The 15614-nt window shown below is 55.6% G+C and carries 13 protein-coding genes; 2 read left to right on the top strand and 11 right to left on the bottom strand.

Annotation, left to right across the window (positions count from 1 at the left end):
* Positions 1-18: 18 nt before the first annotated feature.
* From M3I56_RS35610 to M3I56_RS35590, 5 genes are all read right to left on the bottom strand, one after another.
* Positions 19-903 (bottom strand): YCF48-related protein, encoded by an 885-nt coding sequence (locus tag M3I56_RS35610; RefSeq protein ID WP_254357977.1) that lies wholly within the window; start codon positions 901-903, stop codon positions 19-21.
* Between the two features lie 340 nt (positions 904-1243).
* Positions 1244-2617 (bottom strand): DUF1329 domain-containing protein, encoded by a 1374-nt coding sequence (locus M3I56_RS35605; RefSeq protein WP_254357976.1) that lies wholly within the window; start codon positions 2615-2617, stop codon positions 1244-1246.
* 26 nt (positions 2618-2643) lie between these two features.
* The gene (locus M3I56_RS35600) at positions 2644-4392 is read right to left on the bottom strand and encodes a DUF1302 family protein (protein ID WP_254357975.1); all 1749 of its coding nucleotides are present in this window, start codon (positions 4390-4392) and stop codon (positions 2644-2646) included.
* A 317-nt stretch (positions 4393-4709) separates the two neighbouring features.
* Positions 4710-5744 carry an aromatic ring-hydroxylating dioxygenase subunit alpha gene (locus M3I56_RS35595; protein WP_254357974.1) on the bottom strand — a complete coding sequence of 345 codons (1035 nt, stop codon included), beginning with the start codon at positions 5742-5744 and terminating at the stop codon, positions 4710-4712.
* Between the two features lie 138 nt (positions 5745-5882).
* Positions 5883-6749 (bottom strand): helix-turn-helix transcriptional regulator, encoded by an 867-nt coding sequence (locus tag M3I56_RS35590; RefSeq protein ID WP_254357973.1) that lies wholly within the window; start codon positions 6747-6749, stop codon positions 5883-5885.
* A gap of 463 nt (positions 6750-7212) precedes the next feature.
* Here M3I56_RS35590 and M3I56_RS35585 point away from each other — a divergent pair, with 463 nt between their 5' ends.
* Complete coding sequence (locus tag M3I56_RS35585; RefSeq protein ID WP_254357972.1) at positions 7213-7623, top strand: hypothetical protein; 411 nt, start codon at positions 7213-7215, stop codon at positions 7621-7623.
* 153 nt (positions 7624-7776) lie between these two features.
* On the opposite strand, the gene M3I56_RS35580 is transcribed toward M3I56_RS35585, so the two are convergent.
* The 6 genes from M3I56_RS35580 to M3I56_RS35555 all read right to left on the bottom strand — a co-directional run bounded on the left by M3I56_RS35580 (position 7777) and on the right by M3I56_RS35555 (position 14821).
* On the bottom strand, positions 7777-9468 hold the full coding sequence (locus tag M3I56_RS35580; protein ID WP_254357971.1) for a GMC family oxidoreductase: 1692 nt from the start codon (positions 9466-9468) through the stop codon (positions 7777-7779).
* Between the two features lie 113 nt (positions 9469-9581).
* Positions 9582-10670 (bottom strand): aromatic ring-hydroxylating dioxygenase subunit alpha, encoded by a 1089-nt coding sequence (locus tag M3I56_RS35575; protein WP_254357970.1) that lies wholly within the window; start codon positions 10668-10670, stop codon positions 9582-9584.
* Between the two features lie 212 nt (positions 10671-10882).
* Entirely contained in the window at positions 10883-11266 is a 384-nt protein-coding gene (locus M3I56_RS35570; RefSeq protein ID WP_254357969.1) for a VOC family protein, read from the bottom strand.
* 99 nt (positions 11267-11365) lie between these two features.
* A complete protein-coding gene (fghA, locus tag M3I56_RS35565) occupies positions 11366-12220 on the bottom strand; it encodes an S-formylglutathione hydrolase (RefSeq protein WP_254357968.1) in 855 nt (284 codons plus the stop codon).
* A 16-nt stretch (positions 12221-12236) separates the two neighbouring features.
* Positions 12237-13343, bottom strand: coding sequence for an S-(hydroxymethyl)glutathione dehydrogenase/class III alcohol dehydrogenase (locus tag M3I56_RS35560; protein WP_254357967.1), 1107 nt, complete (start codon positions 13341-13343; stop codon positions 12237-12239).
* A 449-nt stretch (positions 13344-13792) separates the two neighbouring features.
* Complete coding sequence (locus M3I56_RS35555) at positions 13793-14821, bottom strand: aromatic ring-hydroxylating dioxygenase subunit alpha (protein WP_254357966.1); 1029 nt, start codon at positions 14819-14821, stop codon at positions 13793-13795.
* Positions 14822-15082: 261 nt separating this feature from the next.
* On the opposite strand from M3I56_RS35555, the gene M3I56_RS35550 reads away from it, so the two are divergent.
* On the top strand, positions 15083-15529 hold the full coding sequence (locus M3I56_RS35550; protein ID WP_254357965.1) for a transposase: 447 nt from the start codon (positions 15083-15085) through the stop codon (positions 15527-15529).
* Positions 15530-15614: the final 85 nt, after the last annotated feature.

Here is a 15614-nt window from a genome sequence, read left to right as displayed (position 1 = left end):
ATTCTCTCAGCAATACGGTTAACTTAGGGTCAGTGTGCTTATTCCGCTCAACCCGCTGACCGCGAGTCGATTTCCTGGAAGTGCACAGACGCCTGTCAAAGGACCCAGGCGGTCATTCCGAAGTAGGCGAACACTCGCGTTGTCTCTGCTGAACAACGCCACTTCGCCGTTGGCGCTTACCAGGATGAATCGGCCGTCACCAAGATTTGTCGAGGACGTAATGGTTCCTCGAACGGATGTGGGAACCGCCATCCAGTGAACTCCGCGATCAAGGCTTCGGTACAGGGTCCCGTGCAGACCGTACGCGATAGTCACTTCCTTATCGCCGTCGACACCAAAGAAACTACCCTGATATCCCGTCGAAAACGCGACAAAACGATCACTGCTCTCGATTCGACCGAATATAGTCCCCTTTTCTGCAGCCACAAACAGGTCACCGCCAATTTCCCGAATAGCGTTTAAGTGAAGAAATTCGGGATTCTCGAACGTTTCGAGTATCGGTTCCCAGTTCTTGCCGCCGTTCTGTGTTTTCACGGCCAAACCAAAAGCTCCGACTGAAATTGCTTCACTTCCGTCGCGCGCCCAGATACTCAGGAACGGAAGGGACGGCCCCGCCTTATAATCAAGCGTAAGTTGTTCCACGTACTTTTTTAGTTCTTCCGCTCCGCCTTCAATTCGTCTTTTGTATGTCGTGGGAAGCGTTTGTGCGGCGATGCGCCCATCGAAAACCTTCGCCCAATGTCCGCCGCCGTCAATGCTTTTCAATATCACGCCATCGTGACCGACGACCCACCCAGTTGCTGCGTCACCGAAGACCACGTCGAGAAGATCACTCTGAACCGGCGATGGACTCTGCGACCAGCTACGGCCGCCGTCTTCAGAAATGGCAATGAGTCCGCGCATGCCAACTGCCACGAGTCGCCTGCCCGAACTCGTGATTGACATCATCGGACGTGTGTTCGGAACAGTTCGTCGGTTTGCGGACGTTTCAAGCGGATCCTTGAAGCCATTTGCCTCGGGAACGTCAATGGCCGCAGCAATCCTCTGAAGCGCGAACGGCGATAGAACGCTGCACAGTGCTCCAGCGATGAACGCCCGACGCCTCGGACTTGGGATCAAATTTGAAGACATAGTCATTTTTCTACCATCATGCGCAGGGACGTCGACCTGGTGCAGTTGCTCGCTGATGTGCACGACGAGTTCGCTGCTCGACCAGTACGCCCCTGCAACCCAACGGAGCGAGTTAGCGAATTCCGCTGCCGGCCAAGCCCGCAGGCGTAAAGATTTCAGCCTTCGTGTGCTGGTCTGACACCTTGATCAAGGGAGGCACGCCGGAGACTGCATTCAAGCCGGCAAAGTAGTTACCCTTCTGCAGATCGTAGAAGTTCACCATCGACATAAACAGCCCCCCACCACCGTCGTAGTAGTTGAACGAATAGTTCAGCCCAATCCGCCACAACTTCCCATCCTGGTCGTATCCATCGGCCTCAACAAGGGCCCAGTTATCCTCGTCAAAGTAGAAGACGCGTTTCGAGTAAGCATGTCGGGCACCCGGCTTCAGGGTGGCCTCGACGACCCAAACGCGATGTTTCTCCCAACGGATGTCGTCGGGATTCAAGTGCTTCGGGCCGTACAGTGAATCTTCCGTTGCAAGGTAGTAGCGATAGTTGTTATACGGGATGATCAGTTCCTTCTTACCGACCAGCTTGAAATCAAAGCGATCCATCTGCCCGTGATACAGCTGCAATTCGTCCCAGAACATCACACCGCCATACTGTGCAGCAGGAGTGTCATATTTGTACTCTGGTGCCATCCGGATGCGACGCTGCCCCGGCATATACAACCATGTCTGAGCATCCCGCTCCGAATAGTTGATGGGGTTGTCGGACAGAATCGCCGTCCCGGCGACAGTCGGCGGTGCCGTTTGTGATACCGCAATCTGTTCAAATGAGCCCTTCGGCAAGGCTTTCAGATCGCGGTCATAGTAAGGATGGTAGTCATCCTGGTTGTAGACCGGCAACGACGTGCGCGCGCCAGACGTATCGACGAGGTACGAACCAACGTTTTGAAGCGTAAACTGCGTGCGCTGGAATGCGAGATAGTTGTTCCACATTACCTCGTAGCCATTCTTCGGAATCGGGAACGGGATGCCACCCGCGGCACCCTCCACACCATCGCCCTCGGTCTTACCCGTCAGCTTCGCGGACGTTGCGTTCTTGGTCGAGTTATCCAACACCCACTTAGGGTAGTGCATCGTTCGATGCGTCGGATAGAGGTCGACCCGGTACGTAGGGTAACGACTGAGAAGCCCCTTCACACCCGGCGTCAGGAACTCCGAATACTGAGACATATTCTGCGCGGTGATCTTTGCGACCGGGCTTTCACTAGCAAATGGATCAGGCCAGTGTCCACTCTTCGGATCGAAGCCAGCAGGCGGCTTCGTCAGTCCACCTGTATATTCTGGAATCGCGCCATCTTGGCTCCCCGCGACTTCAGCACCGAACGGTGTTAGGGTCGTGCCGAGCTTCTGCGCCTCCTCAGCGCTTACTGCACCAAAGGATGTCGCAACATGGATTGACATCGCCGCTGCAATGGAAAAAGATAACGAATTTCTCACTTCAAATCTCCTCAATATACTCATCTTCAAAACGAACTCTGAAGAGTCAGGGATACCCAGTTTCGATCGTTGAGGCTATATAGTCCGTTGCCACTCGCGTAGTACGGCAAGCCACTTGGCGTATAGGTGACTCCGTTCGCATGGGCAAAACTTCCGTTGTAAGCTAGCGTGACGGTGGTCTTTTGGCGAATGGTTGCCTGGAGGCCGATCGAATAGGTGTGCGATCCCTGTTCATTCGAGTTCGCTCCCACCTGCGGAGCATTCCCGTATAGGCCAATTACGTCAGAGATAGGCATGCTCAAGTCGACACCTGGAAACACTTGCAACCATTGAGGTTGGAAAGCGATCGCAAGGGCTACATGGTCCCGCGTCGAGCAGCCGTTCCACTTTCCTCCGGAACAACCGGCGTATCCCACGCCGTTGTAGAGCAACGCGTTCGAGGTTACGGACAGCAACCGCGTGTAGGCGAGCTCAGCCGTGAATGACCCGGTCTGCCAGAACGGAGAACGCGAGAGCGGAACAATCGCGTTCGCAATGATATTCACAACGTTACCCGTTGCTCCGCTGCTTTCCGTGGGAACAAGCGGGTTCGGGTTGCTGTTAAGTGCTGTGTTATGGCGATATGAAACTTCGAACCCGGTACTTACATTTCCCATTGTGGTGTCAAGGCTGGCGCCAATCAGCTGTACCCCACGGTTGTAAGCAAGGTGATAGTCCGTTGGTACGCCGTTGGCACCATAGTTAAACAAGGGCGCCCAAGGTTGAGTCTCGTCGTAGCGGCGATAGTACAATCCCAGAAGCCCACCATTTAGCACGTCTGGGGTCCAGCCAAGCTTGACGCCAAAATTGTTGTCAAGGTTATGGGGCACGTTGTCCGTTCCTGCGGGGAGATTGAACGGTACATATCCACCACCGACTGGTACGGCACCGAGGAAGAAGTTTGAGGGGCCTTGGAACAGGAAATCCACGGGACCAAGATACGTACCGCCCTCAGGTAAGCGGTTCCGATCGTACTCGAGGAAATATTGACCTGCGAGAGACAACTCGGGTGTCAGTTGCGTCGAAATACTCACCTGTGCCCGCGGAAGGAACAGTTCCTTCGTCTCGGTCCCCGGAGAGGCCGACGCCTTGATCGCATCAACTGCACCTTGCCCTACCGAAATGCCCTGGAAAGGGAAAAACAGCGAATTTCCCCAGTACTCGGTCAACCGGCCGACCTTGAAATAAACGGGCGTTTCTCCGACATGAAAGTTGTCGAAGACAAATGCGTCCAGGAGTTGGGCGCCCTGTACGTAATAACGGTTTGTGTACGAATTGTACTTTCCGCCTGGATAGCCACTGATCGACTGGTATGTAATAGGAGGAAGCCCACCACCACCTGGAGCATAGACGCCTGGGTTCGAGTTCACGCCACTGCCATAGGCGAAATCTTTCCAAAGGGATGCCGACAGTCGGATGCCCATCCGATTTTGGTATACCGCGTCAAACTCCGACAGTACGGACGCGCGGTTTGTTACGATATCGCCAGCATGACCGAATTTGTAGTCACCGTTGTCGTAAATCGGATTGTTACCGATGAGTGGGTCGATACCTTGAGTCCGCATGCCAACGTTGTACGTCACGGTATTGTCCCAATTTACCTGCCAATCCGACGGCAAATTGAACTGAAACGCCATGGCGCAACCCGGCGCAATCGCAGCCGCTACGCAGGCTGAGACCGCTGAAACCCTGAATACTTCGCTCCTTTTGACAGGAATACCTTTCCGGCACTTCACGTTGCTGTCTCCTATGTATTATTGATGTATCGCAAACTGCGGCAACTTAGAGATTGGCTCCCCTCCACGGCGAGGTAGCATCGTGACTCCCGACAAATAAATACTTCGTCGGATTCAATTCGCACCCCGGCACCGTTTCACAGAACGATGCCATCTCCTGTCGTTCCGGAAAGCCCTCCACAAATAGGACAGCAACTATCAGCCAATCAGTGATCCTAATTAAATGCCAATCGGTCCGCGATGGCCTTGATGCCCCCCCCTCTCGCGAACCTTGACCGGGCACTCTACTTGAGCACGCGGCGCCCTTCCCGCGACGGTCAGCTCACCTGTGATAAATCTGCTCGTTCGTCGTGGGACATCGTCTCAACCATTCTTCTGAAATGCATCAAAGCGGAGTCCGCAGCTAGCGCGACGCCACCATCCAACGAACTCCCCCTCAGCGCATTCTGCTGGGCCTCGATCATTCGTCTATCTTCGTTAAACGCAGCACAGACACCTTCATACAACGCCTCCGTTACCCCCGCGTCATCAAGGGCGAATGCGTGCGACTGCATGAAGAAGTAGTGACTTCTAGTGTCGCTGGCGGGTGTGACGGCTTGACAACTTCCAAAGTGGAGCGCTCCCTTGTAGTCGTCATCGAGCTTTCCGGATTCCTTGACTCCGGACTCCATAAGAAGAATTCCCGGTATCAGGAAGTCGTAATGAAACCATCGATCCACATTTCCAAGGAACTTCCCGAACTTTCGCTGATATGGAGCCGGGACCGTATCTTTCACACGCCGCTTCACACGTACCCCGCGCTCTATTCGTTCGATTTCCGCGCGCGTCGTGGCTATGCTTTCCGATCCACCAAGTGTCTTCTCATGTACATACGACAAGTGCGAGAAGTCCAGCAAGTTATCGGTGATTAAAAGGTAGTTTGCCTCATACGCCATATATCCAGGCTTCATTCGCCAGTTTGGATCCGTCAGCATCCAGGTGTCCGGTATCAGCGATTCATCCGCGCGGCTCGGGTCGCCCATCCAGATCCAGATCCAACGATTTCGCTCGACAACAGGAAAACTGCGAACGACGGATTTAGCTGGGATCAGTTGTTGTCCAGGAATCTCGACACAATGCCCTGTGTGATCGAACTTCATACCGTGATACATGCAGCGAACGCAGTCACCCTCCTTTCGACCGAGCGATAGCGGCGCCTTGCGATGGCAACAGCTATTGCTCAGAGCGACCGGCCCCCCATCGTTCTTTCGATAGAGCAGAATCGATTCGTCAAGGAGCTGTCGCTCAAAAAGGGAATCCGCAGGAACCTCATAGTCCCACGCAGCGACATACCAGCAATTCCTTACGTACACAGCAATCCTCCTGAATTTTAGATGATGAATTGGGATCTTCCGTTGGTGCGCTGCGGCTTCCCTCAGTCGGCACACGGTCGCAGATAACCTAAATCTGTCTCGGCTACGGCTCATCTGCCAAGATGGACGGCGGCAGGGTCACGCCACCATTTGAGGTTCGAGACGCAGCAGGTTCATATCTCTGGCAAAGCGAGAAGACGATTCTTGCCTCAAGATGATGGCAAAGAGTTCTCGACGTGTGCTGACGCCCAATTTTTGGTACGCGCGGCTGCGATAGGTCACGACGGTGGTGGGACTGATGCCAAGATCTTCAGCAATGCGTTCCGCTGTGATTCCGTCAAGAATCCGAAGAATTACTTCTCGCTCACGCTCGGTCAGATCCGGACAGAGCTCGCCAATCCTCTCCGTCGCCTCGTTTCTCACTACAGAGTCGCCGTCCACATCCGCTGCATAGTGCTTAACCGCACAGTTCGCAAACAGCTTGGCCAGACCACACACAACTTCGACGTCCGTCGAGGTGTAGGACCCTGAACTTTTATCTTTATAGAGGTTTGTCGTTATGCAGCGACCGTGTCCAAGGTTCACCACAATAGACAGTCTGTCGACGATGCCAACCTCGTCATAGCAGGCTTTCCGATACGCCGGCTCGCCGACGTCGCTAACCGCTTGTCGATGTACGACGATCGTGTGCTCCTCTGAGTTGTACATGCCTGCGACGATCGGATAGATGCTGTCATTCCTGAAGTACTCGCGAGCGTAAACCGTCGCGGTATTGAATACGGTCCAGTGATTTTTCCATCCAGCGCCCGAGAGCAGGCGCGGGCTACGGTTCCGTTCGAGCATGAGGACCGAGCAGTACTGGACGGCGAGCAAGCTATTAAGCAGCTCAAGAATTGCAGAAGCGAGCGCAGCCCGATTCCCGTCACCGATGCCGCTCACCAACCTTGCAACGCAGTTCGCATCAACCTGCAAAGAGGAAGAGTCGGTATTCACTACACGGTACATGGCGCGTCTCCGTATCCGGAGCACAGCAGATGGCCGACCTGTAAGCCCGTACAGGTGCCCACGTGTGCTTCTATAGGTTGATCTACCTACGATATTAGGTTGAACAACCTATTACAACAAATCGAGGTATTCCCCTATGTACTGACCAAAGAAGTGCCACACACAATAGGTTATGCAACCTATAAATAAGTCACCCGAAAACGACACTGATAGCTGCTCTGGCATCACAGCCCAGAGCGGCGCAATGCGACTTGGCTCGACTCCCGCCCTTGCAGGAGGCTCATCGCGTAACGTTCGGTCCGCGCGAATTGCTTCGATCCTCAAGCATTCTGCTGGCGTCCTCGCGACGAAGGGGTGTGTGGGATACTCCGTTTCCCGCGTTGCGAGTGCGGCGGGGACTCGTCTCAGTACGGTCCAGCACTATTTCGCAAACCGGGAGCTCTTGCTCTCTGAAACCGTTCGAATGATGAGCGACAGCTGGTTCCCCAGATTGAACTCGATGGCGCGGGACCCAGCGCTCGAGATCACAGAACGATTCGACGCGCTTATTGATGAATATTTTTTGGTTTTCAGCAATCCAGAGTCGAGCGCGTTCGCTTTCGAAGTACTCACGTTGGCGGAGAGCGAACCGTTTGCTGCTCGGATCGTCTTTGATTTGGAACAACGCTATACGCAGCTGATAGCCACGATGGTTGAACAGATGAACCATACGCTATCGCAAGGGGAACGCTGGTTACGCGCCAGCCTCATCGTCGCACACGCTGGCGGTCTGCTTGTCTTCTGCCGACTATCGAACAAGACTGAAGCGGAGATGGTCAATTTAAAGCACTCGACCAGAGAACTCTGGAGCGCGCTTTGCCTAGCACCGAGGTAGCTCCCACGCTCCATAGCTAGCATCCGTCAAGGGGCAGCCGCTCTTATACGACGTCGGCCTGCGGCTGGGCCGGCTCCCGAAGTGACCGAGGGTCGACCGTCGCTGATAGCCCCTCACAGGCCAGCTATCAGCGAGTCCTATCGCAAGAGTCGACTACACTACCGTCAGTCCGGCCTCTTCGAAGGCAACTACGTTCTTCTTTCCTTGGTTTATCTCTTCTGCGGTCACATTGCCTCGCGGCAACGGAGGGCGCCCAAGAATCATGTCGGAAACGCGATCCGCCAACATGATCGCCGTTGCGTTCGGATTGCCAGAGATTTGCGTCGGGAACACCGATGCATCAACTACACGTAACCCGGAAATACCTCTCACGCGGCATTCGCTGTCAACCACGGCGTCCGCGTCAACGCCCATTCGACACGAACCCATCGGGTGAGACGTCGTTTCTGCAACCGATCGAAGATAATTATCCAGCTCGATATCACTTGATGGCTCGGGACTCGGTCTCGTAATTGATCCGGCCACATGTGAAAATTCCGATTGTCGAATCAGACCAATGAGGAATTTGTAATACTGTCTAAGCCGGAACAGGTCGTAGGGATCGGAAAGCAGGTTAAAGAGAATCCTCGGTTGCGCGAGCGGATCATTGGAGGCTAGCGTAATGCTTCCACGGCTGCGCGGGTGCGCCACCGCAAAACGCATCGTCATCTTGTGCTCGCCCTGCCGTGTGAATCCAGGAAACCATACCTTCGAATCGAGCGTCGCACCGGCCAGTACGAATCGCAGATCAGGCGAACGCTCAACATAAGGGGTTCGCAACGAGCCGATACCAACCAGTGGCGGACAAGAAGCGGGACCACCTAGTCCGACCGTCCATTGTGCCAATCTAACGGCAAGACGGTCAAACCGCAGTTCTCCATTCAAGGTACGCGGGAGTTTTGATTTGAACTCAAAGCTCGCACCTGGCTGATCGTTGAAGTTCCGCCCCACGCCGGGCAAATCGTGCACTGGCGTTACGCCAACGCGCTTCAATTCGTCTGCGGGCCCAATGCCGGCGCACAACAGAACCTGCGGCGAGTGCACTGCACCCGCCGAGATGATGATCTCCTTCCGAGCACGAACGACGTGCGTTGCTCCATTCCGCAAGTAGGTCACGGCGACAGCACGTCCCCCTTCAACCTTTACGCCCAGAACCCGCGCGCCGGTTTCTACCGTAAGCGTGTCGCGATGTCGAATTGGCCAAAGAAATGCGTCGGCGGCCGACATCCTACGTCCCGCCTTACTAATGTTTACATCCGATAGCCCAACGCCTTCCGGGTTGGGGCCACAAAAGTCATCGACAATAGGCAGGCCGGCTTGACGAGCCGTTTTCAGCAAATCGTCCGTGAGCGGGCTGACATACCGTAGCGACGTCACCGGAAGATCGCCGCGATCGCCATGGAAACGTCCCGAACCTCGCCAGTGCGACTCCACCCGTCTGAAGTATGGTAGGACCGATGCATAGTCCCAGCCATTGAGGCCGAGATCCCGCCATTGTTCAAAATCATGCGGACTCCCCCGGTTATAGATGGTTCCGTTAATCGCGGAGCTACCACCCAACGCCTTTCCACGAGGAACCCCGATCTTACGTCCGCCAAGTGCCGGCTCGGGCTCGCTCAACATGCACCAGTCCGACTCCGGATTAAACCAAAGCTTTGTCGCGGCCAGAGGCATCCGATACTTTAATCCTCTGCTCGAACCACCCGCCTCAAGCAGAAGAACGGTTCCGCCGCCAGGACCGCTTAGCCTGTTAGCAACGACACAGCCGGACGACCCACCACCGATAACGATATAATCTGGATCCATGACTCCTCCTATATACGCGAGACGCAACCGCTTTTTTTAAAGCGCGGTTGTTCTATAATTTTCTGCCGACCAGTCAACGCCCCTCGGCGGCAATCCGAGTGGCAGGCGATTGCTCACGTTCCAAGCGTCGCCCCGGCCCGACGCTTGAGGTATTTGCGCATTTCAACGGAAGGTCGATCGCTTGCAATTGAAATCTCAAAAAAGTCTGCATCGGCGCAACGCAGGACGCCTTCCAGAAGCTCTAATGCTTCGACGTCTTCTCTGAAGGCACTGAACAATTGATCGTGCATGAATTTCGTGATTTCCTGGTTTTCGAGCGCAAAATCCCTGCAATGAACGATGAAGTAATGTGTCGAATCGTGGCTTTCCGGCGTTGGCAAGTGCAGCGTGCGAATCGTAAAGCGTGTGCGCTCTTCCTCTGGCAATGCGCTGTCATAAAATGTCACTTCGACAACATGGAGCCCAGGGGAAACAAACGTTGAGGTTGCAATCCGCGCCGCAGATGGCGAGGATATTCCAGTTGGTACCGCCCAGACTGGGGGTAACGTTGTGGGAACGACACTGCGCTTCAGTGCGTAACAGCCCTCCTCGATTTCAACCTCAAACGGAGCCCGAGCGTAGTCTGGTGTACCAAAGCTCTTTGCGTGTATGTAGCTGAGATGCGTAAGATCCAGAAGATTTTCGTGCAGGCTGACGTAGTTGCCGCGCAATGGGAGATACCCTTCTGAGTACTCCCACTTGGATAGATTGAGCACGGCCTCGATGGGCGGTTCCGTGCGGGGCGCCGAAGCCTCGCCCATGTAAATCCAGATCATCGGGCCAATTTCGCGAACCGGATATCGATGAACGCCCAAGCCCCGAGGGCAGCGGTCCTGGGAAGGTATTTCGACGAGGTCGCCTTCCGCGCCGTACCGAAATCCGTGGTAGCCGCAAACGATCGTATCGTTTTCTAGCGTTCCCGCCGACAAGGGATATGAACGATGGATACAACGATCGTCCAACGCTACGACCGTGCCAGCCTGCGTCCGATAGAGAACGATGCGCCTGCCGAGTAGCGTTCTCGACAGTAGCGATCTTCCGACCTCAGACGCGAGCGCGGCAACATACCATTCGTCGAAAACAAAGGACGTATTGCGGTCGGCCATCTTGGCTGCATTTGCCTGCGCCACGGAAATTACACCTTCAGTGGGTTTTGTCATCATCTACACCTTGCTACGAGAAATCAGTGAAAGAGCGTTCATGAAAAAATTCCTCGCCAGCGTCTAAGACATTCACTACTGACCGGACGCACGTTGGGGATTGGGCAACGGAGAAAGGCGACTCATCGGATCTTGACGCTCGGCCTCGCGTTGAATTGAGCCGAGGCCGCACTGAGCGTTACACTCGTTAGCCCTCCCCCACCTGCTGTTCGCCGTTACGCCGGCTTAAAGCAATAAGCCGCGAGCTTGTTGCCGTCGAGGTCACGCACATAAGCTGCGTAAGCGTGCGGTGCCCAGCCACGCGGACCCGCCGCGCCTTCATCTTTCGCACCTGCGGCAAGGGCTGCGTCGTAGAAGGCGTCAATTGAGGCTCGATTCGGTGCCTCGAACGATACGGTTACTCCGTTGCCGATCGTTGCGGGCTGCCCATTCGCAGGCTTCAGGACAAAGAACGAGGGCGATTCTTGTCCCCAGATCGACCCGTTATCGCCCAAATCAGCGATACGCTTCAAACCCAATTCGCCAAGGACGTTGTCGTAAAAATCGCGTGCCTGCGCGAGGTCGTTCGTGCCGACGGTAACGTGAGTGAAGATTGCCATTGTATTTTCCTAAAAAGTAAACCTACGTTGTGGTTGCGGGCTCGCTGCCCGTTTAGCCTCAGGAACAACTCCCCGTCGTGCCTGTGAATGATGACGGCTTCAACAATTCAGAGCGTGTAAGGTGGCGGCGTGGTGACGCACGTGATCCGCTATGAAGCTCTGTATGAAGTAGTAACCGTGGTCGTAATTTTCGTGGCGGCGAAGCGTAAGGGGTTGCCCAGCGTCACGACAAACCGCCTCCAAAACGTCTGGATTCAACTGGTTCGCGATGAATTGATCCGCCATCCCCTGGTCGATCAGGATGCCCGCCTCGAACTTTCGAGCCCCTTCGGCGACCAGCACGCTCGCGTCGTATCGCCTCCAAACCTCGCGGTCGTCTCCAAGATAGCGAGTGAATGCTTTTTCACCCCACGGGCAACGCGAGGGTGCCGCGATTGGTGCAAACGCCGATACAGACCGGAATACATCGGGGTTTCGGAGTGCGAGCACAATGGCGCCATGGCCTCCCATCGAATGGCCGCAGATTCCAAGTCGTCCAGCGTCGATAGGTAGATTCCGAATGACAGTTTCACGCAACTCGTCGACGATGTATGTGTACATCCGGTAATGCTTTGCCCAAGGTGAAACCGTCGCGTCAACGTAAAATCCCGCCCCAAGGCCGAAATCCCAGGCGTCCGCCTCACCTTGTATCCCTGCACCGCGTGGACTGGTATCAGGGGCTATGAGAGCGATTCCGTGTTCAACAGCGAAGCGTTGTGCTCCGGCCTTGGTCATGAAAGTCTCTTCGGTACAAGTAAGTCCCGCGAGGTAAAGCAATGCAGGAACCTTTGTCTCGCTCGCCTGCGGCGGCAAGAACACCGAAAACTTCATTGGAAGTCCAATCACCGACGACTCGTGACGGTAGAAGCGCTGATCGCCACCAAAACACGCGTGCGAAGAAAGCAGTTCCAGCATGCTAGTCTCCACGTCGTCAGTACATCACTACCGACCGGATAGACTCGCCTTTTTTCATCAGGTCGAAGCCCTCATTGATCTGATCGAGCTTCAGAGTGTGCGTAATGAGGTCGTCGATGTTGATTTTGCCTTCCATGTACCAGTCGACGATCTTCGGAACGTCGGTACGTCCGCGCGCGCCGCCGAACGCCGAGCCCTTCCATTCGCGGCCCGTGACGAGCTGGAACGGACGCGTGCTGATCTCCTCTCCCGCCGCCGCCACGCCGATGATGAACGACTGACCCCAGCCCTTGTGCGTGCATTCGAGCGCCTGTCGCATCACCTTCGTATTGCCGATGCACTCGAACGAGTAGTCGGCCCCGCCATCGGTCAGTTGGACGATGTGATCGACGACGCTCTCGACCTCGTTCGGGTTGATGAAGTGGGTCATGCCGAACTTTTTCGCTAGCTCGACGCGCTTCGGATTGATGTCCACGCCGATGATCTTGTCGGCGCCGACCATCTTCGCGCCTTGAATGACGTTCAGGCCGATGCCGCCAAGGCCGAACACCACCACGTTCGCACCCGCTTCGACCTTCGCCGAATACACCACGGCACCAACGCCCGTGGTCACGCCACAGCCGATATAGCAGACCTTGTCGAACGGCGCGTCCTCGCGGATCTTCGCCACCGCGATTTCCGGCACGACGATGTAGTTCGAGAACGTCGAGGTGCCCATGTAGTGATAAAGCGACTTGCCGCCCAGCGAGAAGCGCGAGGTGGCGTCCGGCATCAGACCCTTGCCCTGCGTCGAGCGAATGGCCTGGCAGAGATTGGTCTTGCGCGAGAGACAGAACTTGCACTGGCGGCATTCCGGCGTATAGAGCGGAATCACGTGATCGCCCTTCTTCAGCGTGCCCACACCGGGGCCCACATCGACCACCACGCCCGCACCCTCATGTCCGAGAATCGCCGGGAAAATGCCTTCCGGGTCTGCGCCCGAGAGCGTGTAGTAATCGGTATGGCAAATTCCCGTCGCCTTGACCTCGATTAGGACCTCTCCGGCACGCGGCCCCTCGAGGTCCACTTCTTCGATCGTGAGAGGCTTTCCTGCTCCCCAAGCCACAGCGGCCTTTGTCTTCATAAGATTTCGTATCCTGTGTTGATTCGCGACGTTGATTGCGTACGAACCGGAGTAAGCCGATTTCCGCCACGAGATGCGTCTAATTTACGGCTGCGGTGGTGTGCCGTCTGTCCTAGCAAGATACGACACGTAGGCGCATCGCTGATCAGCGAAGTTGCGGCTTAGATATGCCAGCGCCGGCTCGCGCCGTACTGAGAGCCCAACCTGGAAGCGGTTGTCACAGGTAATGAAGCGACGCTGCCCGTCTTAGGTTAGGCGGGCAGCCAAGCGGCGTGACTCGATTGTTAATACTTTGCAGGAGATAGCTTGATCAAAAAACGTGACGCCTCGTGATTAACGAGAGGCGAAACTTCGACTCTATTAAGGACACGAAAGATGACATGGCTCAGCACGATGCAGTGAGTCATACCGTCCGGAGACGGCGATCGGTTTGAATCTATATCCGAACGTCAAGTGCGCTCATCCGCCAGAAGCCGCTCGATGACCTTTCGAGCCATAACACCACCGGCATCGATATTTAGCTTGAGCAAGTCTCGCTTTGGCCACTCTTCCAGATTGCGCTGCTGCCTCTCCAACATTTCGAGATCTTCTGAGAAGATCTTTTGTTGACCTGTCCTGATTTGAGCGGTCAGGCCGGCGTCTTCCGGACGAAAGCGCCGTGCCATTCCCCAGAAATACCAGATGGTCGAATCGGTCTCCGGCGTGATGAAGTCAACGACGATCGAGGATACCTTGGACGAGGCAGGTGCATCGTAGCCACCCTGTCCAGCAAGTGCGACCCCAACTTCAATCAGCACATGACTGGGCGGCGAAAAGCGGCAAATCTGCCACCGATCAACTGGAACATCTTCTGGCAGACCGTTGCTGCGCATTGCCATTTTCCAGAACGATGGGGCTATGACGCCTTCCATCCGTCGACTGGTTATGACAGCGTCTCCGTCATTGACCGTCGTGGGAATCGCTTCGTCGATCTCTTTCTGCCCGATACTGCTGGAATGAACGTACGTTTCGTGCGTCAAATCCATCAGGTTGTCGATCATCAATCGGTAGTCGCACCGGATATGGAAAAAACCGCCGCCATAGGCCCACGATGGGTCGTTCTCCCACGCCAAATGGGGCATTTTTTCCGGATCCGCTTGCGCGGGGTCGCCCGGCCACACCCATACGAAGCCGTATCGCTCAATGACGGGAAAACTGCGAATTGACGGGAACCCCTTGACTCGCTGCCCCGGCATGCTCAGCGCTCTGCCAGCGCAATCCATTTTGAGGCCGTGGTAGCCGCATACAAGGTCTCCATTCTCGACGAAGCCCAAAGAAAGCGGCGCACCCCGATGTGGGCAGAAGTCTTCGAGAGCAACGACGTTGCCTTGAACATTTCGATAGAACGCCATTGATTCGCCGCATATCTTGCGCCCAAGCGGCCTATCCGAAATCTCTTCGGGCGTACATGCCACGTACCATGCATTCTTGAGAAACATTTGCGTCTCCAATCGTTTCCTAAAAGACCATGTCGGCTGAGTGCAAACAGCGAGACTGAGACCGGCTTAACCCGGTCCTCCGCTCGCTGGCAAACACATTTTCGGTCAGGTCCAGCTGTCGCCCATTTACCTGTCCTTCCGAAATTCGAGACGGAATGGCTTTGTTATCCGCCTCAAGTCGCCATGCTCGATCGAGGGCGCAGCAATCAATTTATCCGCACGTCGGCGACGCGTCTGTCGTAAGCACCCGGTGAAGTCATCTTGATCGGCAAGTCGTGCCACCCCAGGATCATGTCCATTCAAATTTTAAATGGACAGGTGTACACGATGGACGAAGTCGAGGTTGTACCGGATGTCGTTCAGCCGACGCGGCGCCGTCGGCATAGCAAGGAATTCAAGGAGACGGTCATTCGGGCGGCAATGCAGCCGAACGTGTCGATTGCGGCCGTGGCACTGCATTACCGGTTGAACGCCAACCTGCTGCGCAGTTGGGTTGCGGCGCGGGAGGAACGCGATGCCGCTGAAGCGGCCCGACAGGAATTGGATGTCTCGCCGCCGGAATTTGTGCCGCTGCAGATGCAGAATGGTGTTGCAGCGGCGACGCACATCGAGATCGAGGTACGCAGGGGCGCGACGGCAATCACGGTGCGCTGGCCGCTGTCGGCCGCGAGCGACTGCGCAACGTGGCTGCTGGGGTGGTTGCGTTGATTCGCATTGATGCCATCTGGCTCGCGACGGAGCCGGTCGACATGCGCGCTGGCGTCGATACGCTGCTCGCACGCGTGGTCAAGGT

The sequence above is a fragment of the Paraburkholderia sp. CNPSo 3281 genome (genome assembly GCF_024206515.1).
Lineage (GTDB): Bacteria > Pseudomonadota > Gammaproteobacteria > Burkholderiales > Burkholderiaceae > Paraburkholderia > Paraburkholderia nodosa.
Note: the sequence above shows the minus strand (reverse complement) of the source record. Positions and strands in the feature narration are given on the sequence as shown.